The 26,855-nt window shown below is 71.2% G+C and carries 23 protein-coding genes; 13 read left to right on the top strand and 10 right to left on the bottom strand.

The genetic code is table 11. The features are described from left to right. The first annotated feature begins 56 nt into the window (after positions 1-56). Genes E1264_RS11435 through E1264_RS45900 form a run of 3 tightly spaced genes read left to right on the top strand, consistent with a single transcriptional unit; the run spans position 57 to position 3,965 of the window. Positions 57-2,195 carry a caspase family protein gene (locus E1264_RS11435; protein ID WP_132172455.1) on the top strand — a complete coding sequence of 713 codons (2,139 nt, stop codon included), beginning with the start codon at positions 57-59 and terminating at the stop codon, positions 2,193-2,195. A gap of 23 nt (positions 2,196-2,218) precedes the next feature. Further along, complete coding sequence (locus tag E1264_RS11430) at positions 2,219-3,310, top strand: adenosine deaminase (RefSeq protein ID WP_132172453.1); 1,092 nt, start codon at positions 2,219-2,221, stop codon at positions 3,308-3,310. Positions 3,311-3,317: 7 nt separating this feature from the next. Beyond that, the gene (locus E1264_RS45900; RefSeq protein WP_132172451.1) at positions 3,318-3,965 is read left to right on the top strand and encodes a PH domain-containing protein; all 648 of its coding nucleotides are present in this window, start codon (positions 3,318-3,320) and stop codon (positions 3,963-3,965) included. Here the strand turns inward: E1264_RS45900 and E1264_RS11420 are convergent. The 7 genes from E1264_RS11420 to E1264_RS11390 are packed head-to-tail and all read right to left on the bottom strand — an operon-like array spanning position 3,958 to position 11,961. Beyond that, positions 3,958-5,589: a phospho-sugar mutase gene (locus tag E1264_RS11420; RefSeq protein ID WP_132172449.1), complete on the bottom strand. Its 1,632-nt coding sequence runs from the start codon at positions 5,587-5,589 to the stop codon at positions 3,958-3,960. The genes E1264_RS45900 and E1264_RS11420 overlap by 8 nt on opposite strands. Further along, positions 5,586-6,380, bottom strand: a complete 795-nt coding sequence (locus E1264_RS11415; protein WP_132172447.1) for a purine-nucleoside phosphorylase — start codon at positions 6,378-6,380, stop codon at positions 5,586-5,588. The genes E1264_RS11420 and E1264_RS11415 overlap by 4 nt, the downstream gene beginning before the upstream one ends. Beyond that, entirely contained in the window at positions 6,377-7,579 is a 1,203-nt protein-coding gene (locus E1264_RS11410; protein WP_132172445.1) for an amidohydrolase, read from the bottom strand. The genes E1264_RS11415 and E1264_RS11410 overlap by 4 nt, the downstream gene beginning before the upstream one ends. A 56-nt stretch (positions 7,580-7,635) precedes the next feature. Next, positions 7,636-9,273 (bottom strand): ABC transporter permease subunit, encoded by a 1,638-nt coding sequence (locus E1264_RS11405; RefSeq protein ID WP_132172443.1) that lies wholly within the window; start codon positions 9,271-9,273, stop codon positions 7,636-7,638. Further along, entirely contained in the window at positions 9,270-10,109 is an 840-nt protein-coding gene (locus E1264_RS11400; protein ID WP_132172440.1) for an ABC transporter ATP-binding protein, read from the bottom strand. The genes E1264_RS11405 and E1264_RS11400 overlap by 4 nt, the downstream gene beginning before the upstream one ends. An 8-nt stretch (positions 10,110-10,117) precedes the next feature. Beyond that, positions 10,118-11,158, bottom strand: coding sequence for an ABC transporter substrate-binding protein (locus E1264_RS11395; protein WP_132172438.1), 1,041 nt, complete (start codon positions 11,156-11,158; stop codon positions 10,118-10,120). Between the two features lie 56 nt (positions 11,159-11,214). Beyond that, positions 11,215-11,961 (bottom strand): FCD domain-containing protein, encoded by a 747-nt coding sequence (locus tag E1264_RS11390; RefSeq protein WP_132172436.1) that lies wholly within the window; start codon positions 11,959-11,961, stop codon positions 11,215-11,217. A gap of 123 nt (positions 11,962-12,084) precedes the next feature. Between E1264_RS11390 and E1264_RS11385 the strand changes: the two genes are divergently transcribed. Both E1264_RS11385 and E1264_RS11380 read left to right on the top strand, forming a co-directional pair. Further along, on the top strand, positions 12,085-12,852 hold the full coding sequence (locus E1264_RS11385) for a nucleoside phosphorylase (protein ID WP_132172434.1): 768 nt from the start codon (positions 12,085-12,087) through the stop codon (positions 12,850-12,852). Between the two features lie 97 nt (positions 12,853-12,949). Beyond that, positions 12,950-14,260: an MFS transporter gene (locus E1264_RS11380; RefSeq protein ID WP_132172432.1), complete on the top strand. Its 1,311-nt coding sequence runs from the start codon at positions 12,950-12,952 to the stop codon at positions 14,258-14,260. 309 nt (positions 14,261-14,569) lie between these two features. On the opposite strand, the gene E1264_RS11375 is transcribed toward E1264_RS11380, so the two are convergent. Beyond that, complete coding sequence (locus E1264_RS11375; RefSeq protein ID WP_165964127.1) at positions 14,570-14,989, bottom strand: MerR family transcriptional regulator; 420 nt, start codon at positions 14,987-14,989, stop codon at positions 14,570-14,572. A gap of 52 nt (positions 14,990-15,041) precedes the next feature. Here E1264_RS11375 and E1264_RS11370 point away from each other — a divergent pair, with 52 nt between their 5' ends. Then, on the top strand, positions 15,042-15,929 hold the full coding sequence (locus E1264_RS11370; protein WP_132172428.1) for an aldo/keto reductase: 888 nt from the start codon (positions 15,042-15,044) through the stop codon (positions 15,927-15,929). Positions 15,930-16,226: 297 nt separating this feature from the next. After that, positions 16,227-16,367 (top strand): hypothetical protein, encoded by a 141-nt coding sequence (locus tag E1264_RS43285; RefSeq protein ID WP_165964126.1) that lies wholly within the window; start codon positions 16,227-16,229, stop codon positions 16,365-16,367. A 429-nt stretch (positions 16,368-16,796) separates the two neighbouring features. Here E1264_RS43285 and E1264_RS11365 read toward each other — a convergent pair whose 3' ends face one another. Next, the gene (locus tag E1264_RS11365; protein ID WP_243710870.1) at positions 16,797-17,408 is read right to left on the bottom strand and encodes a dihydrofolate reductase family protein; all 612 of its coding nucleotides are present in this window, start codon (positions 17,406-17,408) and stop codon (positions 16,797-16,799) included. Positions 17,409-17,622: 214 nt separating this feature from the next. Between E1264_RS11365 and E1264_RS11360 the strand changes: the two genes are divergently transcribed. From E1264_RS11360 to E1264_RS11340, 5 genes are all read left to right on the top strand, one after another. Beyond that, positions 17,623-20,508 carry a helix-turn-helix transcriptional regulator gene (locus E1264_RS11360; RefSeq protein WP_165964125.1) on the top strand — a complete coding sequence of 962 codons (2,886 nt, stop codon included), beginning with the start codon at positions 17,623-17,625 and terminating at the stop codon, positions 20,506-20,508. A 535-nt stretch (positions 20,509-21,043) separates the two neighbouring features. Further along, the gene (locus tag E1264_RS11355; RefSeq protein ID WP_132172422.1) at positions 21,044-21,961 is read left to right on the top strand and encodes an ATP-binding cassette domain-containing protein; all 918 of its coding nucleotides are present in this window, start codon (positions 21,044-21,046) and stop codon (positions 21,959-21,961) included. Beyond that, positions 21,958-22,818, top strand: a complete 861-nt coding sequence (locus E1264_RS11350) for an ABC transporter permease (RefSeq protein ID WP_132172420.1) — start codon at positions 21,958-21,960, stop codon at positions 22,816-22,818. The genes E1264_RS11355 and E1264_RS11350 overlap by 4 nt, the downstream gene beginning before the upstream one ends. A gap of 113 nt (positions 22,819-22,931) precedes the next feature. Next, on the top strand, positions 22,932-23,627 hold the full coding sequence (locus E1264_RS11345; protein WP_132172418.1) for a response regulator transcription factor: 696 nt from the start codon (positions 22,932-22,934) through the stop codon (positions 23,625-23,627). Then, positions 23,624-25,108, top strand: coding sequence for a HAMP domain-containing sensor histidine kinase (locus E1264_RS11340; protein WP_132172416.1), 1,485 nt, complete (start codon positions 23,624-23,626; stop codon positions 25,106-25,108). The genes E1264_RS11345 and E1264_RS11340 overlap by 4 nt, the downstream gene beginning before the upstream one ends. A 39-nt stretch (positions 25,109-25,147) precedes the next feature. On the opposite strand, the gene E1264_RS11335 is transcribed toward E1264_RS11340, so the two are convergent. Beyond that, a complete protein-coding gene (locus E1264_RS11335) occupies positions 25,148-26,305 on the bottom strand; it encodes an Lrp/AsnC family transcriptional regulator (protein ID WP_132172414.1) in 1,158 nt (385 codons plus the stop codon). Here E1264_RS11335 and E1264_RS11330 point away from each other — a divergent pair. Then, complete coding sequence (locus tag E1264_RS11330) at positions 26,304-26,735, top strand: VOC family protein (RefSeq protein WP_132172412.1); 432 nt, start codon at positions 26,304-26,306, stop codon at positions 26,733-26,735. The two genes, E1264_RS11335 and E1264_RS11330, sit on opposite strands and share 2 nt — an antisense overlap. Positions 26,736-26,855 lie beyond the last annotated feature (120 nt).

The following is a 26,855-nucleotide window of genomic DNA, read 5'->3' as shown; positions in this document are numbered from 1 at the left end:
GTCCTGCGGGCACTGGGCGGCGGGTCGGCGGGCGGTGGGGAGCGGGGCGACGCTGAGTGACGGGCCTCCCGGACCCGGGCGCCTCACGCGCTGTACTCATCGGCGTCCACGCGTACGAGGCGCTCGATGACCTCCCGGCCGTCGAGCAGAACCTGACGGGCCTCCGGGACGTGTTCACCGACCCGGCGCTGTGGGGCCTGCCGGAAAGCAACTGCGTCCTGGCCCCGCAGCCGCCCACGGCTCGGACGGTCCTCGACACCGTGTGGGACGCCGCAGCGCAGGCCACAGACGCGCTGATCGTCTACTTCGCCGGGCACGGCCTGACCGACCCGCACACGGACGAGCTGTGCCTCGCCCTCCCCGACTCCGACCCGGAACGTCTCTACACGGCCCTTCCGTACGAGTCCCTGCGCCGCGTGATCCTGGGCGCCGGTAGGCAGGCCCGCCGCAAGGTGGTGATCCTGGACTGCTGCTACAGCGGCCGAGCCCTGGTCGGCGGCATGAGCGCGAGCACGCACGTCGCCGACCAGGCGGCGGTGGACGGCACGTACCTGCTGACCGCGTCCGCCGAGACCCGCAAGGCCTTGGCCCCACCGGGCGAGCGATACACGGCCTTCACCGGCGAACTGATCTCGACATTGTCGGATGGCATCCCAGGCGGCCCCGCCTTCCTGGACATGGAGACCGTCTACCGCCAACTCCACACCCGCCTGTCCGCACGATCGCGCCCACTGCCCCAGCAACGCAACCGCAACGCGGGCGCCCGCATAGCCCTGGTCCGCAACGCGGGCGGGTCCGCCGATCCCGAACCGCCGCCGCCGTCCCCGGCGTTCGTCGTCCGGCACCCGCTGTGGCAGGCCCATGAGGGCGTCACGCTGCTCGCGTCCAAGATCGCCCCTACCCTCGGGCCGTGGCCCCGTTCGGTCACCTTCACCGCACCGGACGGCACCCTCGCCACCACCACGGACCCGGCGGTGATCTGCGACGTCTCCACCGGATCCGACGTGCCGGACGAGCCCGGCACCGACCTGATCCCGGTGCTGGTGCGGCGGATGCGTGCCGAATGGTCCGACGGCGCCGCCACCGCCGTCGTCATGGCCGACGCGATGATCAACACCGCGTTCGACGTCCTGCGTGTCGGCATGGTGTCCGCCGACCACCTCGCCGCCCGGCTCGCCACGGACGGCGGCCGGGCCGTCGAGCTGCTCCGCAGCAGGGCCGCCGAGGTCAAGAGCACCGAGCAGCTCCTCAACGTCGTGGAGACCGCGACCGGCGACCCGGCGGGCGCCGCGTCGCTGGCGAAGGCGGCGGAACACGTCGGCCGGGAAGGCGTGATCCACATCGAGAGGCGCGGGGCGCCCGGCGTAGCCCTGGAGACCCACGAGGGGATGTTCCTCCCCGCCGCGCCGGGCGGCTCCGCCGGGCGCACGTACACCGAGCCGCTCCTGTTTCTCCTCACCGAGCCGCCGCCCGCCGACCTGCGGCAATGGGCTTCCCCCGAGGAGAGGCCCGTGCTTCTCCTCAGCCCGGACGCGGACACGGACACGATCGTCATCGACCTGCCGGGGGGCGATGGCCCGGCGCTACGGGTCCACGCCGACGACCCGCTCGGCACGCTGGACGACATCGCGGTCCTGACCGGCGCGGACCTCTCCGACCCCCGGAGTCCCGGGACGGTCACGAAGATCGTGATCAGCGCCGCGGGCCTTCACCTCGATCACCGCGGCCGCTACGACGTCCACCGGATGGTCCGGCGCATCGATGAGCTGCGGGAGAAGGCGGCGTCCGCGAGCACCGACGCGGAGCGCGATAACTTCAGGCTGCGTATGGCACAGCTGGCCGGTGGCGTGGCCACCGTCTGGCTGGGGCCGAAGCCAAGCGAACCGGACGCCGCACTCGTGGCGCGCCTGAACACCTTGGCCCGCGCCAGAGACGGCCTGTCGGCGCTCATCGAGCACGGGTTCGTGGACGGCGCCGGAGTGGCCCTGCATTCGGTGGCCACCGCCCTCACGCAGGAGCGGACGGGTGGGGCGGCGATCACCGTCCTGTGCGCGGGGCTCTCGGCGCCCTACCACCGGCTCGCGGCCGCCCGGGGCCATTCCGTCATGGTGGGGGTCAAGGACTCGGCGGCCGTGCTCGCCGGGGCCGTCACCGCCGCCGTGGAGACGACGCAGCAGTTCCTGGCACTCGCCTGAAGACGGAGGGGTAGGTTCAAGTGATGAACGTTCGGCCGACTCTTGAGGACATTCGGCGCGCGCCGAAGGTGTTGCTGCACGACCACCTGGACGGTGGCGTGCGGCCCGGGACCGTGGTGGATCTGGCGCGGGAGTCCGGGTACGGGGAACTGCCGACCACGGACGCCGACAACCTGCGCGCGTGGTTCGAGGAGTCGGCGAACTCGGGGTCGCTGGAGCGGTACCTGGAGACGTTCTCGCACACCGTCGGGGTGATGCAGTCCGTCGAGGCGCTGACGCGGGTCGCCTACGAGTGCGCGGAAGACCTGGCGAAGGACGGTGTCGTCTACGCGGAGGTCCGGTACGCGCCCGAGCAGCATCTGCGGGACGGGCTGTCGCTGGAGCAGGTCGTCGAGGCCGTCCTGGACGGGTTCGCGCAGGGCGGGCGCGAGCACGGGATCCGGGTCGGGACGCTCGTCACCGCGATGCGGCACCAGGCCCGGTCGATGGAGATCGCGGAGCTGGCCGTCCGGTACCGGGACGCGGGCGTCGTCGGGTTCGACATCGCGGGCGCCGAGGCCGGGTACCCGCCGACCCGGCACCTGGACGCGTTCGAGTACCTGCAGCGCGAGAACGCGCACTTCACCATCCACGCGGGCGAGGGGTTCGGGCTCCCGTCGATCTGGCAGGCGATCCAGTGGTGCGGCGCCGACCGGCTCGGCCACGGCGTCCGGATCATCGACGACATCGAGGTGGACGGCGACGACGTGAAACTCGGGCGGCTCGCCGACTACGTCCGCGACAAGCGCATCCCGCTGGAGATGTGCCCCACGTCCAACATCCAGACGGGCGCGGCGAAGTCGATCGCGGAGCACCCGATCGGGCTGCTGCGGCGGCTGAGCTTCCGCGTCACCGTGAACACCGACAACCGGCTGATGAGCGGGACGACCCTGTCGAACGAGTTCGCGAAGCTCGCCGAGGCGTTCGGCTACGGCTGGGACGACCTGCAGTGGTTCACGGTGAACGCGATGAAGTCGGCGTTCGCGCCGTTCACCGAGCGGCTCGAACTGATCAACGGGGTGATCAAGCCCGGTTTCGCGCAGCTCAAGTGGAGCGGCACCCGGCCCCTGGCATGATCGAGCCATGGTGACCATTCGTTCCACCGGCGGGCGCGTCGCGGCGTACGCGTGGTTGGTGTTCGCCGCGCTGAACCTCGCCGACCTGCTGTTCGGCATCACCGGCGACGCGAGCTACTCGCCGATGACGTTCGGCATCGGCGCGCTGCTCCTGCTCGGCTGCGGGATCGCGTACGCGGTCGGGCTGCGGCCCGCGATCCTCGGGGACGACGACGCCGTGACGATCCGGAACCCGCTGCGGGACGTCCGGGCGCCGTGGGCCGCGGTCCGCCGGATCGAGGGCACGAACGCGGTGACGGTGCGGTTCACCGGCCAGGACGGGGCGGAGGCGGAGACGCGGGCCTGGGTGCACCAGACGTCGCCGCGCGCGCAGGCGAAGGCGGAGGCGCGGGCGCGGAAGGAAGCGAGCGGCAAGCAGGAGTTCGACCTGCGCGGCCGGACCCCGGCCGCCTACGCGGCGCAGCGGCTGAACGAGATCCGCGACCGGCAGCGCCCGCGGACCCGGTCCGGCGCGCCGGACCGGGCGGCCGCCGAGGAGCAGGCGGCGGACGAGTCGGCGCGCGGGACGGTGAGCTGGTCGGTCCCGGCCCTGGCCGGGCTGGGCGTCCCGCTGGTGCTGCTGGTCGTGGTCCTGATCGTGGGCACGGTCAGCTGAGCGCGGCGGAGACGGCCTCGCGGAGGGCGTCCAGCTCGGCGGCGGCGCGTGTGCGGGCCGTCGCGATGTCGCCGTGGACGGGTTGGACGACTTCCAGGTAGCACTTGAGCTTCGGTTCCGTCCCGGACGGGCGGACGACCACGCGTGAGCCTCCGGCCAGGCGGAATCGAAGGCCGTCGGTGGGTGGCAGGCCGTCTGTTCCGTGGAGCAGGTCGTTGAAGGATTCGACCGTGTGTCCGGCCAGGGCGGTGGGGGGTGCGGTGCGGAGGCGGGTCATCGTGGTGGTGATCAGGGACGGGTCGTCCACCCGGAGGGAGAGCTGTGAGGTGGTGTGCAGGCCGTGTGCGCGGGCCTGGTCGTCCAGGAGGTCGAGGAGTGTGTGTCCGTTGCGGCGGGCCTGGGCGGCGAGTGCGGCGATGGTGAGGGCGGCGGTGATGCCGTCCTTGTCGTTGACGAGCACGCCCCGGTCGTCGCCGATGCTGTAGCCGAGGGCCTCCTCGTAGCCGAAGACCAGCCGGTCGGACGGCCCCCCGGCCCGCATGATCCATTTGAAGCCGGTCAGCGATTCGGCGAACCGGACGCCGTGCGCGGCGGCGATGGAGCGCAGCAGTGACGAGGACACGATCGTGGTCACGACCAGCCGGTCGTGGCCGCTGGTGTGGCGCAGGACGTGCTCGGCGAGCAGCCCGCCGAGTTCGTCCCCGGTCAGGACGCGCCAGCCCCCGGCGTCCGGGACGGCCACGGCGCACCGGTCGGCGTCGGGATCGTTGGCGATCACCAGGTCGGCGCCGCGGGCGTCGGCGAGGGCGAGGGCCAGGTCGAGCGCGCCGGGTTCTTCGGGGTTGGGGAAGGCGAGGGTCGGGAAGTCGGGGTCGGGGTCGGCCTGCTCGGCGACGACGGTGGGGGCGGTGAACCCGGCGCGGTCGAAGGCCGCGAGGAGGACGTCGCGCCCGACCCCGTGCAGGGGCGTGTAGACGATCGACAGGCTCGGGTCGGGGGTGCCGAGATCCAGGGACGACACCGCGTCCAGGTAGGGGTCGACGTTCGCGTGGACGGGCCAGCCGGTGCCCAGGGGCAGCTCGTCCACGCGGCCGACGGCGTCGATCGCGGCGGAAATCTCCGCGTCGGTGGGCGGGACGATCTGTGCCCCGTCGGCCCAGTAGACCTTGTAGCCGTTGTCGCGGGGCGGGTTGTGGCTGGCCGTCACCATCACCCCCGCCACCACGTCACCATGCGCGCGGGTGAAATGCGCCAGGACGGGGGTGGGGACCGGGTCGGCGAACACCTCGGGCCGCAGCCCCGCCCCGCTCAGCACGGCCGCCGTGTCGTCGGCGAACCGCCGTGAGCCGTGCCGGGCGTCGAACCCGACGATCACCCGGCCGCCGGGCGGCAGGCACGCGGCGAGCCCGGCCGCCGCGCGCATCACCGTGACGCGGTTCATCCGGTTGGGTCCGGCGCCGAGTTCGCCGCGCAGCCCGGCCGTGCCGAACTCCAGCCGCGCGCCGAACCGGTCGGCCAGCGCCCGGTCGTCGCCGCCGTCCAGAAGGGTCCTCAGTTCGGCGCGGGTGGCGGGGTCAGGGTCTTGGGCCAGCCACTCCTCGGCGTCCCGGCGCAGGTCGCTCACAGCTTGGCCAGGACGGTCGCCAGGAGGGACCCCATCCGTCCGGCGGACGCGCGTCCGGCCGCCAGGACCTCCTCGTGGTCGAGGGGCTCGCCGGCCAGCCCGGCCGCGATGTTGGTGACCAGCGAGATCCCCAGCACGTCGGCGCCGCCGCGGCGGGCCTCGATCGTCTCCAGGACGGTCGACATGCCGATCAGGTCCGCGCCCAGCGTGCGCAGCATCCGGATCTCGGCGGGCGTCTCATACGTCGGGCCCCGCAACGCCGCGTACACCCCCTCCGACAGCGTCGGGTCGACCTCTTTGGCGAGGGTCCTGAGCCGCCCGGAGTAGGCCTCGGTCAGGTCCAGGAACGTCGCGCCGGTCAGCGGGTTGGCGCCCGACAGGTTCAGGTGGTCGCAGATCAGCACCGGCTCGCCGACCCTCTGGTGCTCGGGCCGCAGCCCGCCCGCCGCGTTCGTGAGCACCATCGTGGTCACCCCGGCGGCCAGCGCCGTCCGGACGGGATGGACGACCGCATCGACACCGTGCCCCTCATACAGGTGCGTCCGGCCCAGGAACACCAAAGCGCGGCGCCCCGCGACGTCCACGACCCGGACACGACCCGCATGCCCCTCGGCAGCCGGAGGCGCGAACCCCGGCAGCTCGGTGACCAGCACGTCCGTAGACGGCCGACCGAGCGCGTCGGCGGCCGGGACCCACCCAGAGCCCATCACGAGGGCGACGTCGAAGGAGTCCACGGACGCGCGGGCGCGCAACTCCTCCGCGGCGGCCCGCGCCAAGGCGAAAGCGTTCATGGGCGCACCAGAGTTCCGGAGCGGGCGACGATCTTCCCGCGCTTCATGACGAGCGTTCGTTGCGGTGGGGTCACGACGATCTCGCCGATCGCCTCGCCCGGGAGGATCACGAGATCGGCGACGTCCCCGGGCTTGAGGTCGCACGGCGGGGCGCCGAGGACCTCGCGGCCCAGGGTCGTGCCCATGGTGACCGCGAACTCCAGGTCCTCGTCCCTGCGCCAGTAGCGCTTGTAGGCCATGAACATCGCCCTGGCGAGGATGTCGCCTTCGCCCCACGGCGACCAGCGGCTGCGGGCGGAGTCGGAGCCGAGGCACATCCGCACGCCCATCGCGTGCAGGGCCTTGACGTCGGGCACCGGCAGGAGCCCGTGCACGCCGACGGCGACGGCGATGTCCGCGTCGGCGAGCACCGACGCCAGCCGCTCGAACTGCGACGGTGTCGGTTCGGCCAGGCTGAATACGTCGCAGAGGCTGACCTTGCCCTGCATGCCCAGTGCCTTGACCCGCTCGGCGATCCGCTCGATGAGCCAGATGCCGAGCTCGCCGGACTCGTGCGCGTGGAAGTCCACCGGCACCTGGTGCTTCTCGGCGAGGCCGAAGACGATGTCGAGCTGGCGTGCCGCGTCGCCGTCGACGCCGGCGGGGTCCAGCCCGCCGATCGCGTCGGCTCCGGCGCGCAGGGCCTGTTCGAGCAGTTCGGCGGTGCCGGGCTTCCGCAGGATGCCGAGCTGGGGAAAGGCGACGATCTGCAGGTCCGCGAGGTCGGCCATCTCCTCGCGCACCTGGAGCAGGCCGTGGACGCCGTCGAGGCCGATCTCGGGCGCCACGTCGGTGAAGGTCCGGATGGACGTCGAGCCGTAGGCGACGCACATGTCGAGGAAGGTGCGCGCTCGGGTGGCGACCGGTGTCGTGGTCTCCGCCCACTGCCGCAGCTGGTCGTCGAACATCTGCTCCATGGTGATCGGCTCCGACGTCCGCCGGACCCACGGCTCGCCCCACAGGCTCTTGTCGGCGTGGGCGTGGCCGTCGACGAAGCCCGGCAGGACGATCTGCCCGGCGAGGTCTTCGACGTGGTCGGCCGGGCCGAGGTCGGCCGGCGGCTCCGTGCCGACGGCATGGATCGTCCCGTCGGCGACGGTGATGACCTGCGGGTCGCCGGCGCCGTTCACACGGACGTTGGACAGGATGATTCTCGACATGATTCGCCTTCTCGTACTTCCCGGTGTCCGGGACCGTGAATGGTTGTGCGTTCCGATTACTCGAGGCGGCTGAGCGCGATGTCCTCCAGCGCGCCGGCCAGGCGGTAGGCCATGAGCGAGGCCAGCAGGACGATGGCGACCCCGCCCCAGACGAAGTCGTAGTCCGACAGGGTCGCGGCGACGGTCATGGAGGCGCCCAGCCCGTAGCCGGTGGCGAGCCATTCCGCGACCATGGCCGCGCCGATGGACAGCGGCAGCGCGATCTTGACCGAGGCCAGCAGCGCCGGCAGCGCGTACGGGATGAGGAGCTTCGTCAGGTGGTCCCTGCGTCCCGCTCCGACGGCGGTGAGCAGGTCCACGGCGCTGCGCGGGACCGCTCTCATCGCGAGCAGGACGTTGACGAGGATCGGGAAGAACGTCATCACCGCGATCAGGATCGTCACGGCGACGATCCCCCGCCCGAACATGAGCGCGAGCAGCGGCATCGCGGCCACGATCGGGATCGACCGGAGGGCGATCGAGATGGGCATCAGCACCCGCTCGATCACCGGGAACTCGTGCGCGACCACCGCCATCGCCACCGCGAGGACCAGCCCGACCAGGAAGCCGACGCCCGCGTCGCCGAGGGTGCGCAGCAGTGACGACAGCATGTACGGCAGCGGCGCCTCCGCCTCACCGGAGGCGGTGACCAGCTGGGTGTCGCCGGTGGCGAAGTAGGGCGCGACCTCCAGCGGGCCCCGCGCGACCTCGGTGCCGCCTGGGACGACGAGGACGAGCAGCCACCAGCCGAGCACGACGCCCGCCAGCGTCCCGACCGCGGCGAAGGCGGCGCGCAGCACCCGGGCGGTCCGGCGCGCGTCGCGCCGGCCGGGGCGGGCCGCCCGCGCGTCCAGGACGGTGTCCGCCGAGCGGGTCCACGGCAGGATCAGCCGCACGACCAGCGGCAATATCAGGAACGCGACGGCGGCCAGTAGCGAGGTCACGATCGCCAGGCCCCAGGCGCGGGGGACGTCGAACGCGCCCTGGGCCTGGATCATCGCGACCCCGAGCCCCTCCTCGCCGCCCATGTACTCCCCGATGATCGCGCCGAGGATGGCGCTGGGCGCCGCGACCTGGAGGCCGCCGACGAGGCTCGGGATCGCGGCGGGCAGCCGCACCTTGCGGATCATCGTCCACTCCGAGCCGCCGGCGGCGCGCACCACGTCGACCGAGGTCCGGTCGACACTGCCCAGGCCGAGGATGGCGGCGACCAGGGTGGTGAAGACCACGGCCTGGGCGGCGAGGATCACGCTCGGGACGTTGCCGCGGAAGGCGATCGCGAGCAGCGGGGCGATGGCGATGAGCGGCAGCGCGATGGCGCCGACCGCGACCCGCTCGAACAGCGCCTGGACGCGGGGGAACGGCAGCGTGCACAGCGCCAGCGCGATCGCTATGCCGTTGCCCCAGAGGTACCCCTGCAACGCGGACGACATGGTGACGGTCGCGTTCGGCACGTAGTAGCCGGCGTCGTCCCGCATCTGCGCGAGCACGTCGGCGGGCGGCGGCACCAGCGACCCGAGCCCGCCGAGCGACATCACCTGCCACGCGATGGCCAGGACCGCGACCGTCAGAAGCGGCGGGACGACGTGCCGCAGACCCGCGATGCGAGTCCGGGCGCCCAGGCGCGCGGTGCGGGGCCGGGCGGCGGCGCTCATGGAGCGGTCCCGTTCTCGCGGCTGGTGAACAGCTTCTCCGACAGCTCGTCGCACAGCGCGTGGAACGCGGCGTCCTGCAGGATCTCGGGGGTGCGCGGCCTCGGCAGGTCGACGCGGACGACGTCGAGGATCGTTCCAGGACGGGGTGACATCAGGACGACGGTGTCCGAGAGCAGCACGGCCTCGGCGATGCCATGGGTGACCAGCACCGTGGTCGTGCCCCGCTCGGCCCAGATCCGCTGCAGCTCGAAGTTGAGCCGCTGGCGGGTCAGGTCGTCCAGGGCCCCGAACGGCTCGTCCAGCAGCAGGAGTTCGGGGTCGGTGACCAGGGACCGGGCCAGCGACACCCGCTGGCGCATGCCTCCGGACAGCTGCGACGGCCGCGCCTTCTCGAACCCCGTGAGGCCGACGAGCCGGATCAGGTCGGCGACCGCGGCGCCGTCGCGGCGACCGGCCACCTCCTGCGGGAGCCGGATGTTCGCCTCCACGCTCCGCCACGGCAGCAGGCCCGCGTCCTGGAACGCGATGCCGACGCCGTGCCCCTCGCGCAGCTCGCGCGGCGTCCGGCCGTGGACCGTGACAGTCCCGGCGGTGGGCGTCTCCAGGTCGGCCAGCATCCGCAGGACCGTTGACTTGCCGCACCCGGACGGCCCCAGCAGCCCGACGAACTCGCCGCGGCGCGACTCGAAGGAGAACTCGCGCAGCGCCTCGACGGCCGCCCCTTTCCCGGCGAACGTCTTCTTCAGGCCGCTCGTGCGAATCCCCTCGGAGGTCTGGGCGCCGTCCGGGGTGGCGCGGGCCTTCTCGGTGTCCGGCAGCGTTCTCTCGTCCGGCATGGCGGGCCTCATCCCCCGAGCAGCTCGTTGGTGAACAGCGACCTGTCGAGCTTGATCCCGATGCTGGTCAGGCTCGTGATCGTCTCCTCGATGAGCGCGTCCGACATCCAGAACAGGCCCTTGGGCCCGGTACCGGACCCGTCGCCCTTGACGTACGGCGCGATGGCGGCGAGCGATTTGGCCTGCTCGTCGAGCTTCAGGCCGAGCTTCGCGCCGTACCTCTTGATGATCACGTCGGCGGCGTGCTGCTGGTCGCGGAGCGCCGCCTCCCAGCCCAGCCTGCTGGCCGTCATGAACTTGCGGGCGCGCTCGCGGGCCGCGGGGTCGTCCAGCGTCTTCTGGGACGCGAAGAAGACGCTCTGCATCCGGTTGAACCCGAAGTCGGCCAGCGGCATCACGTGCGTCTTGACCCCGCGCAACGCCAACGACACGGGCTGGTTGGACGCGAATCCCCAGATGGCGTCCACCTCGCGTGCGGCGAGCGGCGCGGGATCGAACTGGATCGGCACCAGCTTCACCTTGCTGACGTCGACGCCGTTGCGCTTCATGAACACCAGGGCCGTGTTCTTCCCGGCCAGGGTGATGCCGAGCTTCCTGCCCTCGATCTCCTTCGGGTTCCTGACCGGACGGTCGGCGAGCGAGATCCAGGACTCGGGGCTCTTCAGCAGCCCGGCACCGACGATCTTCAGCTTCGAGCCGCGGGCGACGGCGGTGGCGACGTTCTCCGGGATCGCCTCGACGCCGAGGTCGACGCGGTCCGTCGTGACCATGGGGACGACCGCGGAGTTCGGCCCGCCCGGCAGGATCTCGACGTCGAGCCCCTGCTTGGTGTAGAGCCCGTCCTCGGCCCCGACGAAGATTCCCGCGTACTCCGCGTTCGGAATCCAGGCGAGCTTCACCGTGAACCGGCCCTTGCCGCCGGCGGCGCTGGAGCCGCATGCGGCCAGCCAGGGGACGGCCGAGCCGACCGCGGCCACGGCCGCGCCCCGGCCGGCGACCCGGAGGAATGAGCGCCGGCCCAGGCCGGGCGGCGTGCAGGTGTGGGTCATTTCGTGCTCCCGAAAGAGTCGTCGTCGTGATCGCTGTGGGGATAAGGGGTAGCGCTCTACGCGAGGTCGTTTTCCGCGAGCAGCGTGTGGATGACGTGAGCGTTTCCGCTGTTGGCGAAGTGCTCCGTCTCACGGATCATTCCGTCGAGATGCACGACCATGAGCCGCTCGGCGCCGTCCGCATCCCGGTCCGAGATGCTCGCGACGATGTCGCGGTGCTCCTGGTCCCACCGAAGCAGTGCATCCTGCTTGATTCCGATCATGATGAGCAGTCGTTCGAGCAGGTCGAGGCGCTCGTCGAACAGGGTGGTGCTGATCGCCTGGATCTGCTTGTTGTTCGAGGCCTGGCCGATCATCTTGTGGAAGGCGAGCCGCTCCCGCCAGCGTGCCTCGCCGCCCGTCTCGACCATCTCCCGGAGGCGGGTGAGCTCGTCCGGACGCGCCCGGAGCGCGGCGGCCCGCGCGGCCTCGCGCTCGATTCCCCGCCGCCCGATCAGGTGGTCGATCAGGTCGTGGACATCGCGCAGGGCCAGGGCGTCGGCGAAGGACGACTCCCGCCGGCTGTCCAGTTGCTGGTTGGCCGCGACGCGGCTCCCCTCCTCGGTGAGGATCCGCCCCTTCTTTCCCAGGGACAGGGTGAGTGCCCGCTCGTCGAGGTCGTTGAGCAGCCGGCTGACGGTCGACTCGCTGACGTCGAAGCCGCGTCCGCGCAGATGCCGGGTGGCCGCCCGCGCTCCCACGGGGCCCTCTTGAGCGTTCATGAACGCCAGAAGCGCGGACTCCATCACCGGCGTGTACCGCACGGTTGCCTCCTCGTCGTCAGGCCGTGCCGGAACCGTAGGAGTCTCGTCCGCGTATGTCAATAGTGACGAACGTAGTCGGGTTATGACACTGTATGGCCGCAATTGACGTACGGAGGAATCTGGATGAACGCCGACAAGCAGGCCCACCACCTGCACCTTCACGCCCGAGACGTGGGGCGGTACGCTCTCCTGCCCGGCAACCCCGACCAAGTGGCCCAGATCGCCGCGCTCCTCGACGTCCCGGAGTTCGTCGTCCGCAACCGCGAGTTCGAGACCTGGCGCGGCACGGCGGACGGCGAGACGGTCATCGTGACCTCCACCGGCGTAGGCGGGCCGTCCACCGCCCTGGCCGTGGAGGAACTGGCCGGGCTCGGCGTGGACACGATGATCCGGGTCGGCGTGTCGGGCACGATGCGGCCCGACACCCGCAACGGCGAGCTGGCCGTCCTCACCGCGGCGATCCGCGACGAGGGCACCACCAGGCAGTACCTGCCGGTCGAGTTCCCGGCGGTCGCGGACATCGACGTGGTGCTCGCGCTGCGCCACGCCGCGGACCGCGCGGGCGTCCCGTACACGTGCGGACCCGCGCACACCAAGGACTCCTACTACGGCGAGACGGAACCGGAGCGGATGCCGCTGGCATCCACACTGACCGAGCGTTTCGAGGCATGGCGCCGCGGCGGGGCCGTCTGCTCGGAGATGGAGACCGCCGCCGTGTTCATCGTCGGCACCGTCCTCAAGGTGCGCACGGGGAGCGTCGTGATGATGTGGAGCCAGGACGCCATCGACACCGGCACCGCCCCCTCCGCCGCCCCGCTGTTCGCCACCGCCGTCGACGCGGTGCGCACGCTCATCTCCGGCGCGGTCCCGCAGCCCGCCCTCGGGGCGTGATGAACCCGGACGACGCATCCGCCCGAGGCCGCCAGGTCGCACAGGCGCACACCGCGTTCCGCGCAGCACCGAGCAACCTCGGTGAACGGGACGCGACGTGACCACGAACCCCCCTCACCCGGAGGCGAAGGGGCGTCCGTCCGACCCGTCCGGCATGGACGGCCACGCCGCCACGGCGCCACGCGCTCGCGCCGCGCTGGTGCTGGTCGCCGTCGTCCTCGTCGCCGTGAACCTCCGTGTCGCGGTGACGAGCCTCGGAGCCGTGCTCGACCAGGCCCGCAGCGATCTCGCGATGTCCACGCTCGCCACGTCGACCGCCGCGACCCTGCCGGTCGTGTGCTTCGGCGGCGTCGCCCTCGCGACGCCCCGGCTCATCCGGCGCATGGGCGCGAAGACCGGCCTCGGCCTCGCGCTCGGACTGCTGCTGGCCGGGCAGCTGGTCCGCGTCGGCGCCGGCGAGGCCACCCTCCTCGCCGGCACCTTCGTCGCCTGCGCCGGCATCGCGGTGGGCAACGTGCTGATCCCCGTGATCGTCAAGATTGAGTTCCCGGCCCGCGTCGGCGAGGTCACCGGCGCCTACAGCGCCGCCATGTCCGGCGGGGCCGCGATCGGCGCCGCCGCGACCGTGCCGATCGGCGACGCCGCCGGCGGCTGGCGGGGCGGCCTCGCGGCCTGGTCCGTCCTCGCCGCCGCCGCTCTGGCGATCTGGCTGCCGCAGATGCGCCGGAGCCACGCGCCGGCCGAACCCCGCGCGCCGGTGGCGGCCATGATCCGCAGCCCCGTCGCCTGGGCGGTCACCCTCCTCTTCGCGACCCAGTCCGTCCTCGCCTTCGTCGTCATGGCCTGGCTGCCGACCATCTACATCGACGCCGGCTTCGCACCCGGCGAGGCCGGCACGCTCCTGGCCGTCGCGCTCCTCGTCGGCGTCCCGGTGTACTTCGTCGTCCCGGTCCTGGCGGCACGGCTACGGCGGCAGGGATCCCTCGGCGCGGGGATGACCGCCGTCCAGATCGTCGGCCTGGCCGGCCTCCTGCTCCGCCCGGAGTCGGTCCCCTGGCTCTGGGCAGTGCTCATCGGCATCGGCGGCGGCGTGTTCCCCCTGACCCTGGCGCTGTTCAGCATGCGAACCCGCACCGCGACGGATACCGCCACCCTGTCGGCGATGGCGCAGAGCGCCGGCTACCTCCTCGCCGCCCTCGGCCCGTTCACCATCGGCGTGCTGCGAGACGTCACCGACTCCTGGACCACACCGGTATCGGTCCTCATGGCGATATGCGTCGTCCAGGCGGCCCTGTCCTTCAGCGCCGGAAAGCCGCGCCTCGCGGGCAATCCGGGGAGCGGACCGACCCCCTATGAGCGCGATCCATGCCGAGCGGCGAACCAACACTCCTCAGACAGCACCCCGTGACGTGGCGCCTGGGGCGGACGGCCGAACCGCGCCGCGGAGCCTGAGGGTAGAGATGAAGCTGTCCGCGTGGGGCCGCCTGGCCGAGCCTGCCCCGGCGCGGCACACCGTCCACCCTCGATCAGGCGGGCCGGTGAGCCGACCAGCAGGCGCCCTCGCCGGTAGTCGAGGTGTATGACCAAGACCGACGAGGGGCTTCTGCTCGGAGTTCGACGGCGCCCGGGTCGTCGACCGCGAACTCATGGCCTCCGCGGGCGGACGCCCCCGCTCTTCTCGCTGGCGGAGGGGGGATATGAGCCGTCCCGGCGGGGGTTAGTCCGGCAGGCCGTTCAGGGCCCGGTCGATTCGGTGGCTGAGGATCTCCTCGACGACCGGGCAGGTTGCGGGGTCTTCGCTGGTGCAGCTCAGGAAGTGGTCCAGGGCGTCCTTGGCCGCGCGCAGGTGTTTGATCTGCTGTTCGAGGTCGTCGGCGCGGGTGGCGAGGGTGTCTCGCCAGCGGGCCGGGTCCGGCGCTGTCATGAGCGTCGTGGTGTCGTCCAGGCTCATCATCCCGTCGACATGCCACAGCTGCAGCAGCGCCAGCGAGCGGAGCGCCGCGCGGTCGTAGTAGCGGACTCTGGCCCGCCGGCAGGTCGGGCGCAGCAGGCCGCGTTCCTCGTAGTAGCGCAGGGCCGAGACGCGGACACCGAACGCGCGCGCGACCTCAGTGATCGAGTACAGCTCGTCACTCACCGGCGTCTCCAGGGTTGCGCTCAAGTTGGCTTGAGAGGTCAGCCTATGACGCATGAACCACCGGCAGACGACCACTCACCCTCTCCAGCGCCCCGCGCATCTGAGCGGCACCATCGAGCTCGGGGACCTGCGTGTGCATCGCCTCGGCTACGGCGCCATCCGGTTGACCGGTCCCGGGACCTGGGGCGACCCCGCCGACCGCGACGGCGCGATCGCGGTTCTGCGCCGCGCGGTCGAGCTCGGGATGGACTTCATCGACACGGCCGAGGCCTACGGGCCGTTCACCAACGAGGAACTGATCAGGGACGCCCTGCACCCCTATGACGGAATCGTGGTCGCCACCAAGGGCGGCGGCGTCCGGCCCGGGCCAGGCCAGTGGGAGGCGGTGGGCCTGCCGGAGTTCATTCGCCAGGGCGTCGAGACCAGCTTGCGCCGGCTCGGCGTGGACTGCCTGGACCTCTACCAGCTGCACCGGATCGACCCGCGGGTGCCGCTGGCCGACACCCTGGGCGCGGTCAAAGAGCTGCAGGAAGCCGGGAAGATCCGTCATATCGGCCTGTCGGAGGTCGACATCGCCGACATCCAGGCGGCCCGCGAGATCGTCGAGATCGTCTCGGTGCAGAATCACTACAACCTCGCGACCCGGCACTGGGACCACGTCCTGGGCCACTGCGAGCAGCAGGGCATCGCCTTCATCCCCTGGGGACCGCTCGGCAGCGGAGACCTTTCCACCTTCGGCACCTTCACCCACATCGAAGGGCTCGCCGACCACACCACCGCCCAGATCGCGCTGGCCTGGCTGCTTCAACACTCCCCGGTGATGCTCCCCATCCCCGGCACCGCGACGCCGCACCGCCTGCAGGAGAACGCGCACGCGGCCGCCATCAAGCTCAGCAACGAGCAATACCAGCGGCTCACCGAGCGGAGCGGACCTGCATGACCGTTCCCCTGACAGGCACCGCTGAGGCCGGCTCGATGCCGAGCCCACGACGATGGACCGTCCTGGCCGTGCTAGGTCTTCCGGTCCTGCTGAGTGTCATGGAGACCACCGTCCTCAACATCGCGCCGCCCTCGACCCGAGCCGACCTGGCGCCTCCACCGGCCAGTTGCAATGGATCATCGACGCCTGCGTGGTGGCGTTCGCCGGCTTCCTGCTGGTCGGCGGTAACCTCGGGGAACGCTACGGCCGGAAGGGCATGCCCACCCTGGGCTGGCCATCATCGCCCTGGCCTCGCTGATGGCGTCGCTGGCCGACGCGCCCGGCCAGTTGATCGCCCTGCGCGCCGCCATGGGCCTCGGCAGCACGCTGGTGTTCCCGGTCACCTTGTCGATCCTGGTCAACGTCTGCACCGACCCGTCCAGCAAGAGCGGGCGATAGCGACCTGGGGGATACGGCCGGGATCGGAGCGGTGGCCTGGGCCGATCGTGGGCGACTGGCTGCTGGAGCATTTCTGGTGGGGCTCGGCCTTCCTGGTGAACGTCGCCATAGCCGGAGCCAGGTGCTCGGCGGAGAGGCGGTCCGTGTGGAGATCGCGTACCTGAACTATCCGCGACGTCCGGGGGAGTGCATGTCCCGTTGCTCGATGGGTGAGGATGCTCCTGTGCTTGTTCAGCCCCGCGCCACGGCGGTCTTGGCCTCCGCGATGTCCCGTTCGACGCCGGATCCCATGTCACCGGTGTACGGGCTCCTGGAGTGACGGCGGGTGCTGTACTCCTCTTCTCACCGGGTCGCCCCGGCGCATTGCTGCGCCGGGGCCCTCGGAACCGTGTGCTCTACAGCCTCACGCGGAGGTCGCCCAACATCAGCTCATGGTCGCCGGTAGCACAGAGCGACAGCGCCTGTCGCGGGGATGGTGGTGGCGTGGGCGAGTTCCCATCTCGATGCGAAGCCGTCGGGAAGGAGGCGTACTCCCGCGCCGAGGGTTGCTGGGACCACGGTCATATGGAGCTCGTCGATCAGGTCTGCCTTGAGTAGCGCCTGAATGATGCTGGCGCTGTTCAGGACGAGAATGTCGCGACCCGGCGCGGCCTTGAGTGACCGTACCTCTGCTTCGAGATTCCGGGAGATCCGGGCATTGGTCCACTCGGTCTTCTCCAGATCCGCCTGCTGGAGCGTCCTGGAGAAGACCACCTTCTCGACGGCGGCGAGCCAGTTGCCTAGATCACGAGTTCGGGCCGAACTGTTCGGGTCGCTGGTCAGGCCGGGCCATACGGATGTGAAGCCTTCCCAGTTGGTCCGGCCCACGATCGCGGTACTCACGCCACGCCAAATCCCCTCGTAGAGGATCTCGCTCTGGTCACTCGTAATGTGCTCCATGGCCCAGCTCATGTCGTCATCGGGTCCCGTACTGGTGTATCCATCAATCGATACGACAGCGTCGGCTATGACCTTGCGTTGCGGTTCAGTGCTCTTCGGCACGGTGGTTCCTTCCGTTCCACGGGTCCGGTCGAAGTCGGGACCCGTGCTCATGTCTTGGAGTGCGGCAACTGCCCAGATCGGCGACCGCCGCGCCGGGGCAGAGCTCGGCGGGCGGCACGCTCGCTTGTTCGGGATGGCTGAACCAGGTTGCCCCCCAGGATGGCATGCTGTCGTCGTCAGACCTGATGAGATCGAGTCCGGGCTTGGGAGGGGGATGGTGACGGTCGGGTCGGCCGCTGGTCCGGCCCTGGTCGGCCGGGAGACGCAGCGCACCGCGATCCTGGCGGCCTACGAGCGGGCTCGGACGCGTCGGCCGGTCACGGTGCTGGTCTCCGGTGAGGCGGGGATCGGCAAGTCCCGGCTGGTCGCCGCCGTGACGCGTGACCTTCCCGGCGCGCCGCTGGTCCTGGCCGGAGGCTGCCTGGAGCTTGGCGCGGAGGGCGCTCCGTACGTGCCGTTCGTCGCCGTCGTGCGCGAACTCGTCCGCCGGCTTGGTCCCGATCGAGTGAGGGCTCTGCTGGCGCCGGCGGGATCCGCGCTCGGTGACTGGCTGCCGGAGCTCGGTCCGGCGCCGCGGCGATACGGGCGGACCCGGCTGCTGGAGGAGATGCTGGCGTTGATCAGCCGGGTGTCGGAGGCAGCGCCGGTCGTCCTGGTGGTCGAGGACCTGCACTGGGCTGACGCCTCCAGCCGGGAGCTGTTCGCCTATCTGGCCCGCAATCTGGCCGGCTGTGCCGTTCTGCTGATCGGCACCGTCCGTACCGGTGAGCTTGCCGCGGGCCACCCGAACCGGCGGCTGCTCGCTGAACTGGGCCGCGGCGGTGACGTGGTGCGCCTGGCTCTGGAGCCGCTGGAGCACGAGCATGTGGCCGAGTTTCTCGCCGCCCTCGACGGGCGGCCGCCGGACCCGTCCAGGAGCGCCCGGATCCACCGGCGCAGCGGCGGTAACCCGCTGTTCGTCGAGGTGCTGCGCGACGCCGATGAGGCGGCGGCCGACGACCTGAAAACCCTGCTGCTCGATCGGATCAGCGGCCTGCCCGGCCCTGCACTCGAGGTGATGGAGAGCTTGGCGGTCGCCGGCGCCGAACTGACCGACGAGCTCCTGCACGAGATCACCACGATGCCCGAGGAATCGCTGGCGACGGTCCTGAACGACCTGGTCGGGCGAGAACTCGTGGTAGCCGGACAAGCGGGGTACGCGGTCCGACACGACCTGATCCGGGAGGCGGTGTACGCCTCGCTGCTGCCGACCAGGCAGCGGCGCATGCACGCCCGGTACGCCGGCGCACTCGCTTCTCGCGCACCCGACGGTGCCGCACTGGCAGAGCATTGGGCGGCCGCTGGGGAGTTCGCGCGCGCGTTGCCGGTCGCATGGCGGGCCGCCGAGCGCGCCGGCCGCCAGAACGCCTACGACGAACAGCTTCACCTACTCGACCTGGTTCTCGCGCGGTGGACTCAGGTCGCCGACCCGTCGCATCTCATCGGCGCCGACCGTGCGGCGGTGTTGGAGCAGGCGGCCGCCGCGGCCTTCGCGGCGGGCAAGTCCGCTGTCGGCATCGCCCACTGCACCGCGGCGTTGGACCTGCTCGACGCGGCGGTGGATCCGCACCGCGTGGCCAGGCTGCTCGGCCTGCGTGGCCGCATGCAGAACCGCACCGACGGCGGCGGAGCCTCCGACCTGGAGCGCGCGATCACGCTTGTGCCACCAGGCGGGTCGGATGCCTCCGACGCGCTGCGCAGCCGGCTGCTGTCCGCCCTGGGTTTCGTGGGCGTCGTGGCGCATCACCCCGACAAGGTCCGGCACCACGCGGACGAGGCGCTGCGCCTCGCCGAGCGGCTCGACGACGACCGCCTGCGAGCACCGGCCCTGCTGGTCGTGGCCCAGCTTGACGGTGCGGCCGGGGAACTGGAATCGGCCAGGAGCACCTTCGGTGAGGCGCGCCGTATCGCCGAGGCGGTCGGGGACGAGCACACCTTCCTGACCACCTTCCAATGGGAGGCGGATGTCATCGAGGCCTCCGGCCGGTACGCGCAGGCGGCCGATATGGCCCACGCCGGACAGCAGGCCGCCGAACGGCTCGGCCAGGCCCGATCCCGCGGCAGCATGCTCGCCGCGGCACGCGCTTCCCCGCTGACGTTCCTGGGCCGATGGGATGAGGCCCTCGTGGTCGTCCAGGACGCCCTCACCGAAGACCCGCCGCCGCTGTATGCCGCGTACCTGTGGCTGGCGGCCGCCGACATCGCACGCTGCCGTGGCGAGACCGGCCGGTTCGAGACGCTGCTGCGTCAGCTGACCGAGTTCGCCCGGCACACGCTCGGAGCGACCGAGGCCAAAGCCGCACTGGCCCTGCAGCGGATCGCCTGGGCACTCGACCAGGGTGACCCGGGCCTGGCCGACCGCATCCTCGGCGAGTACCTGACACCGCCACCCGCCTGGCCCCCACACCACCTGCTGCGGCTCGCCGTCCTCGGGGCCCGCGTCCAGCGTGCCCGGCGGACCTCAGCCCCACGAAACCGGCAGGTCGCCCACCAGACCACCGAACGACTCGCAGACCTCGACCGCATGGTCGCCGGCGTGCAATCCGCCACCCCGACGCTCACCGCCTACCGCGTCACCTTCCACGCGACCGCCACCTCCGCCGGCCTGCCCGCGTGGGGCCGGGCCGCCGCGGCCTGGCGCGACCTCGGAAACCGCTACGAGACCGCGGCCGTCCTGACCGACGCCGCAAGCACCGCCCTGGCCACCAACAACCGGCCCGGCGCCCGCTCCCGACTTCGCGAAGCACACGCCATCGCCACCGATCTGGGCGCCGAACCGCTACTCGCGCGCATCAACGACCTCATCGACCGTGGCCGCCTCGGCGACGCGGCCACGGCCCCAGCGCGCAATGTCTTCGACCTCACCCCCCGCGAACTGGACGTGCTGCGCCTACTCGCCCGCGGCCGATCCAACCCCCAGATCGCCGAGGACCTGTTCATCACCACCAACACCGTCGCCACCCATGTGACCAGAATCCTCACCAAACTCGGCGTCGCCACCCGCACCGAGGCCGCCTCCCGAGCCCACCAAGCCGGCCTCTTCGACACCCGACGGCATTGATGGAGATGAGCGGCCCCGCCGAGCAATCTCCCCTTGTGCCGATACGCCCGCTCACGGCGCTGCCGACGGCGGGGCGGCGGAGGCGTCGATCGTAGTAGTCACCGATGCCGGCTCCTACTTCGACGTTGTCTTGGGCCTGATCCACTGCTGAGCATGCAGTACCGGCCCGCAATGGCGGCCGCCCGGCCGCCTGATCAACTCTCACCAACTCGCCGAACGGCTCAAAGCACCTATCAACAGCCTGCTTCCGGCCGGGAGTGGCCGCCCGGCGGTGAACTCCCCGGCGAAGCTTCGTCTGGTAGGCCCGGGCAAGGGCGGTCCGCGGGTTTGTGAGTTGTTTGTGAGTCTCATCGCCGGAAGAGCGCCTTCACGACAGTGACCGTGCCCTGAACTGGGTATTTCCAGCATCCTGTGGGCCGGCTCTCACATACGGCTCACATGTTCGCCCACCTGCTCCCAGAGACCCCGGCCAACCTTGGTCTCGGCCGCACCTCGACGGTGCGCACTTCGCAGCACACCCATCCTGGAGGATCCGATGATCGAGGTTCGCGGGCTCACCAAGCGCTACGGCGAGGTGTCGGCCGTTGAGGACCTGACTTTCACCGTCCGTCCCGGGGAGGTCACCGGCTTCCTCGGGCCGAACGGCGCCGGGAAGTCGACGACCATGCGCATGATTCTGGGCCTGGACGCCCCCACCTCCGGCACGGCCACGGTCGGCGGGCGGCCGGTCGCCGCTCAGCCCGCGCCGCTGAAGGCCGTCGGCGCACTGCTGGACGCCGGGGCGGTCCTGCCCAGCCGCAGCGCCTACCACCACCTGCTGGCACTCGCGGCCAGTAACGGGCTCACGCGTCGCCGCGTCGACACGGTCCTGGACGAGGTGGGACTGACAGGTGTGGCGCGGCGAGCGGCCGGGACGTATTCGCTCGGGATGAAGCAGCGGCTCGGTATCGCGGCCGCCCTCCTCGGGGACCCGCCGGTGCTCGTGCTCGATGAGCCGCTCAACGGACTCGACCCCGAGGGCATCGTCTGGATCCGCAAGCTCATGCGGCGCATGGCCGCCGAGGGGAGGGCCGTGATGATGTCCAGCCATCTGATGAGCGAGATCGAACTCACCGTCGATCACCTGATCGTCGTCGGCCGGGGGCGGCTGATCGCCGACACCAGCATGGCCGAGTTCATCGCCTCGCACTCCGACCGGGAGGTGGTCGTGCGCAGCCCGCACGCGGATGTGCTCGGTCACCGGCTCACGGCGGTGGGCGCCACCGTGCGGGCTCATGGCGCGGACGGCCTGGCCGTGACCGGACTCGACTCCGCCGGAATCGGCGCGCTGGCGGCGACCGCAGGCGTCGAGCTGCACGAGCTGACCCTCAGGCAGACATCCCTTGAGCATGCCTTCATGGACCTGACCCGGGACAGCATCGAGTACTCCTCCGACAAGGAAGCCGTTCGATGAGCAAGAGCGCCACCGACATTCGCACTCGGACCCGTCGCTCGGGGACGGTGGAGGCACCGCCCCGGCGACCGGCGGGCAGGGTGACGCTCCGGCATTCCCTCCACGCCGAGTGGATCAAGATCCGCACGATGCGCTCGACCCTGTACGTCGTCCTCGGCACACTGGTCCTCGGAGCAGGGCTGGCAGCGCTCAACGGCTCGTCCGCCGGGGACGAGTACGCCTCGATGCCGGCCGCGGACAAGCTCACCTTCGACCCCCTGGCCCTCAGCCTGAAGGGGTACATGCTGGCCCAGGTCACCATCGCGCTCCTGGGCGGCCTGGTCATCACCGCCGAACACGGCAGCCGGACCATCGTCAGCACGCTGACCGCCGTCCCCCACCGGAGCCGGGTACTCGCGGCCAAGGCCGCCGTGTTCGCTGTGATCGCATTCCTGGCCGGGCTGCTGACCACCTTCACCGGGTTCCTCGCCGGCCAGGCGGCGCTCAAGGGTGCGGGCGTCCCGCATCTGGCGCTGTCGGACCCTGGAGTATGGCGGGCCATCCTCGGCGGTGCTCTCTTCCTGGCGCTCGCCGGGCTTCTGGGGCTTGCCTTGGGAACGCTGATCCGCAGCACCACGGCGACGGTGACCACCCTCTTCGCGGCGTTGCTGATCATGCCGGCGTTCGGTCCGGCGCTTCCGGGCCGGCTCTCGGACTGGACGGCGAAGTACTGGCCGCCCTCCGCCGGGGGACAGATCACGACCGGCTACCGTGACCCGGCCCTGCTGGATCCGTGGCCCGGGCTTGGCGTGATGGCCGGGTGCGTCGCGGTTCTACTGACCATCGCGTTCGTTACCTTCCGCAAGCGGGACGCGTAGGAACGGCGTCCACTGGGTGAAGCAGGCGATGAGGGCCGAAGGAACAAGGCCGAGGCACGAAGTGGCATAGACAGCCTCCGCAGTTCAGGGAAGACGGGCAGGATGGAACGGCCATGACAGAACACCTCCTGGTGGTGGAGGACGACGACACGCTGCGCGAACTGCTCTCGGCGAGCCTGCGGTTGGCCGGCTTCACCGTGACACCTGTCACGACCGGTTCGGAGGCGCTGGCCGCGGTGCGGCAGGAGCGACCCGACCTGATCGTCCTCGACGTGATGCTGCCGGACTTCGACGGCTTCGAGGTCGCACGGCGACTGGCCGGGGAGGGGCCGCCGCCGGCCGGCCCGCCGCCGGTCCTGTTCCTCACCGCACTGGACGCCGCCAAGGACCGGATCAGCGGGCTGACGGCCGGAGGTGACGACTACGTCACCAAGCCCTTCGACCTGGAGGAACTGATCCTTCGCATCAGGGCCATCCTGCGTCGTACCAGCGGCAAGCAGCCGGGCGGCCGGCTGGTCGTCGGTGACCTCACGCTGGACCCCGAGAGCCATCAGGTGACGCGCGGCGGCCGGGCGATCCCGCTCTCACCCACCGAGTTCAACCTGCTGAGCGTGCTGATGGAACACGTGGGGCAGGTGCTGTCCAAGGAACAGTTGCTCGACCTGGTGTGGCACTACGACTTCGGGGGAGATGACAGCATCGTCGCCTCCTACGTCAGCTATCTGCGACGCAAGATCGACTCCGCTGAGCCCAAGCTGATCCATACGGTGCGAGGCATCGGCTACGTGCTGCGCAGGCCGCCGCGGTGAGCGGCACCGGCGCCCGTCGCAGCCGGGGGCTCTCACTGCGCGGCCGGCTGCTGTCGATAACTCTGCTGCTGCTGGTCACCGCGTTGCTCGGCAGCACCGGCCTGGTCATCGACCAGTTCCAGCGCGGCCTCGTCGCGCAGTTGGACCAGCGGATCCGCGGCATCGCCACCGCGACCGCACGCCTGCCCGATCTGCCGGACGCGGTCAGCGAGGACGTCCCGCGGGGTGACACCGTGGAACAGCAGGGGACCCGGAACGTCTACGTCGCCTACCTCGGCCCCGGCGGCCGGATCGAGCGCGTCATCCGGCCCGCCGCGGAGCCCCCGGATGAGCTGCCCCGCCTCGACGCCGCAGCGGTCGTCGAGCGCGGCGGCGAACCTTTCACCGCCCATGCCGCGGACGGCGGCGGGGAGTGGCGGGCCATCGCCGTGCCGACCGCGGCGGACGGAGGCGGAGGCCGGGGAGGCAGCGTGCTGGTGGCCGGCTCACTCGGTGAGGTCGACGACGCCATGGGGCGGCTCACCGGCCGGGTGCTCCTCATCGACGCCCTGGTCCTGATATCGCTGAGCTTCGCCGGATGGTTCGCGGTGAGGGCCGGACTGAAGCCGCTGCGCCGGATCGAGACCACCGCGGCCGCGATCGCCTCCGGAGATCTCTCCAGCCGGGTCCCGGAGCTGGCCGCCCCCCGCACCGAGCTCGGCCGGCTGTCCACGTCGCTCAACGGCATGCTCGACCGGATCGAGGCGGGCGACGCCGCCCGTGCCGACTCCGCGCAGCGCATGCGCCGCTTCATCGCCGACGTCAGTCACGAACTGCGCACACCGCTCTCCGGTATCAAAGGCTTCACCGAGCTGTACCGGATGGGCGGCATGCCCGAGCGCGCCGACGTCGACGCCTCGATGAGCCGTATCGAGCGCGAAGCCGCGCGAATGGTCGACCTGGTAGAGGAACTCCTGCTCCTCGCCCGCCTCGACGAGGACGGCGCCGCCGCGGCGCAGACGCTGCAGCTCACCCCCATGGACCTGCGCACGCTCGCCGCCGACGCGCTCCACGACCTGCGCGCCCTCGACCCGGGGCGCCCGGTCTCCCTCACCGCACCCGGTGGCGGACCGCCCGCCGCGGCACCGGTCCTCGGTGACGAGGCCAGGCTCCGGCAGGTCACCGCCAACCTCGTCGGCAACGCCGTCGCGCACACCCCGTCCGGCACCCCGGTCCGCATCGGCATCGGGACCGAGGACGGTTTCGCGGTTCTCGAATTCCGTGATGAGGGCCCCGGCATGACCCGGGAACAGGCCGAGCGGGCATTCGACCGCTTCTACAGGGCGGACGAGGCCCGCGCGCGAGCCGGCGGAGGTGGGGGTGCGGGTCTGGGGCTGGCCATCGTCGACTCGCTCGTCCGCGCCCACGGTGGTCACGTCGAGATCCGGACGGCTCCGGGCGCCGGCGCGACCTTCCGCGTCCTGCTTCCCCTGCACGCCTGACTCTCGATGCCGATGCGTTCCATGACCAGTGGGAAGCCGTTAGTCGTCGACCAGGAGCGGTACGGACCGTATCGATCTGTCCTCCGCGTCGAGAATGCGACCGAGGATTTTGACCACGCGCAGTGCCACCGAGCGGTCCTGGATCCGCAGGGCGGGCAGTACCCGGCTCATCCTCCGTTCGAGGTCGTGGGCTTCCGCCGTCGACCGCAGCCACGCGTCGACGATGACGTTGTAGGGCCCTGCCACGAGATTGCACGCCCGGACCCCCGGCAGCATGCCGATCTTTCCCTCGGCGCTCTCCAGGTCGTGGACGTCGAGTGAGCCGAAGTAGACCGCGGTAACGGCACGTTTCGAGAGGTGGCGGGAGGTGTCACAGCGGAAGGTGATGAGCCTGGCCTCCATCAGGCGCGCCAGCCGGCGCCGGACCGCGACGGGGCCGAGCCCGACGTGTTCGGCGAGCCGCTCGAACGACATCCGCCCGTCGGCGCCGAGGGCGCGGGCGATGCGGCGGTCGTGGGCCTGCAGGACCGCGCCGTGATCGGGGCGGGCTCCGGTGTCGGTGCGCAGGCGGTGACGCTGTTCCGGGTTCAGCGCGCCCTCACGCCACCGGCTGGCCTCAAGGGCCGACCGCGTCACGATGTGGCTGCGCACGTTCGTGACACCCGGGACATGCCCCACGCGGTCGAGGAGGTATCCGGACAAGGCGTCGAGGTCGGGCGATTGCGCGAGTATCAGGACGTCCCGCGCACCGGACGTCAGTTTGACGGTGGCCGCCTCCACGTCCTCGGCGAGGACGGCCGCCACCTCGGTGGAGCGCCCCGGCGTGCAGTCGATCTCCACCAGGGCGCACGAAGGCGTCGCGTTGCCCGACAGGTGGGCGGTGACCCAGGCGACTCCTTCGGACTGCATACGCGACCAGCGTCGGCTGACGGTCGCCGGGTCCACGCCGAGGACCGGCGCCAGGTCCCGCCAGTTCGCGCGCGGAGCGAATCGGATGGCGTCCACGATGGCGATGTCGAGTTCGTCGAAGGCCGAGGTCCCCATGATCCGATGGCCCTTTCTGTGCAGTGGACGCGGCGCCACGGAAGGAAACATGCGATTTTCCGGCCCATCCACCGGACAACCGTAATTTATATGGTCGGGGCGAGGCCGAACAGTGCGCCATCCGCCCCTCTGCGAAAGGTGGTCGATATCCATGAGCGTCCCGAAGTCTCCGATCCCGCGATTCCACCTGGCGATGCCGGTCGACGACCTCCCCGCCGCGCGCCGCTTCTACGGGGAGGTGCTGGGCCTGGAGCAGGGGCGCAGTGCCGACACGTGGGTGGACTGGAACCTGAACGGCCACCAGTTCGTCACGCACCTGGCCCCGGGCCGCTCGCAGCGCGTCCACAACCCGGTGGACGGCCACGACGTCCCGGTGCCGCATTTCGGCCTGATCCTGACGATCCCGGAGTTCCGGCGGCTCGCCGATCGGCTGCGCGCGGCGGGCGTCGAGTTCGTCATCGAGCCGCACGTGCGGTTCGAGGGACGGCCCGGTGAGCAGTGGACGATGTTCCTGCTCGACCCCGCGGGCAACGCGTTGGAGTTCAAGGCGTTCGCCGACGACTCCCAGGTCTTCGCCACCTGACGGCGGGTGATCCGGTGGCCGGCACCGCGGCGTCCGCCGGCCACCTGTCTCCACCCGCACGTCGCACGATGGCTGTTTTCGTGCAGGACGGCTGCCTCATCGAAGAGAACATGCAATTTC

It is taken from the genome of Actinomadura sp. KC216, assembly GCF_004348535.1.
GTDB lineage: Bacteria > Actinomycetota > Actinomycetes > Streptosporangiales > Streptosporangiaceae > Spirillospora.
Note: the sequence above shows the minus strand (reverse complement) of the source record. Positions and strands in the feature narration are given on the sequence as shown.

What these genes read in the sequence shown, in the direction of transcription:
- E1264_RS11430 (WP_132172453.1), top strand. Translation starts at nt 2,219, where the DNA reads ATGAACGTTCGGCCGACTCTTGAGGACATTCGGCGCGCGCCGAAGGTG.
- E1264_RS45900 (WP_132172451.1), top strand. Translation starts at nt 3,318, where the DNA reads ATGGTGACCATTCGTTCCACCGGCGGGCGCGTCGCGGCGTACGCGTGG.
- E1264_RS11415 (WP_132172447.1), bottom strand. Translation starts at nt 6,380, where the DNA reads ATGAACGCTTTCGCCTTGGCGCGGGCCGCCGCGGAGGAGTTGCGCGCC.
- E1264_RS11410 (WP_132172445.1), bottom strand. Translation starts at nt 7,579, where the DNA reads ATGTCGAGAATCATCCTGTCCAACGTCCGTGTGAACGGCGCCGGCGAC.
- E1264_RS11405 (WP_132172443.1), bottom strand. Translation starts at nt 9,273, where the DNA reads ATGAGCGCCGCCGCCCGGCCCCGCACCGCGCGCCTGGGCGCCCGGACT.
- E1264_RS11400 (WP_132172440.1), bottom strand. Translation starts at nt 10,109, where the DNA reads ATGCCGGACGAGAGAACGCTGCCGGACACCGAGAAGGCCCGCGCCACC.
- E1264_RS11395 (WP_132172438.1), bottom strand. Translation starts at nt 11,158, where the DNA reads ATGACCCACACCTGCACGCCGCCCGGCCTGGGCCGGCGCTCATTCCTC.
- E1264_RS11385 (WP_132172434.1), top strand. Translation starts at nt 12,085, where the DNA reads ATGAACGCCGACAAGCAGGCCCACCACCTGCACCTTCACGCCCGAGAC.
- E1264_RS11370 (WP_132172428.1), top strand. Translation starts at nt 15,042, where the DNA reads ATGAACCACCGGCAGACGACCACTCACCCTCTCCAGCGCCCCGCGCAT.
- E1264_RS43285 (WP_165964126.1), top strand. Translation starts at nt 16,227, where the DNA reads ATGGCGTCGCTGGCCGACGCGCCCGGCCAGTTGATCGCCCTGCGCGCC.
- E1264_RS11360 (WP_165964125.1), top strand. Translation starts at nt 17,623, where the DNA reads ATGGTGACGGTCGGGTCGGCCGCTGGTCCGGCCCTGGTCGGCCGGGAG.
- E1264_RS11355 (WP_132172422.1), top strand. Translation starts at nt 21,044, where the DNA reads ATGATCGAGGTTCGCGGGCTCACCAAGCGCTACGGCGAGGTGTCGGCC.
- E1264_RS11350 (WP_132172420.1), top strand. Translation starts at nt 21,958, where the DNA reads ATGAGCAAGAGCGCCACCGACATTCGCACTCGGACCCGTCGCTCGGGG.
- E1264_RS11345 (WP_132172418.1), top strand. Translation starts at nt 22,932, where the DNA reads ATGACAGAACACCTCCTGGTGGTGGAGGACGACGACACGCTGCGCGAA.
- E1264_RS11330 (WP_132172412.1), top strand. Translation starts at nt 26,304, where the DNA reads ATGAGCGTCCCGAAGTCTCCGATCCCGCGATTCCACCTGGCGATGCCG.
- E1264_RS11335 (WP_132172414.1), bottom strand. Translation starts at nt 26,305, where the DNA reads ATGGATATCGACCACCTTTCGCAGAGGGGCGGATGGCGCACTGTTCGG.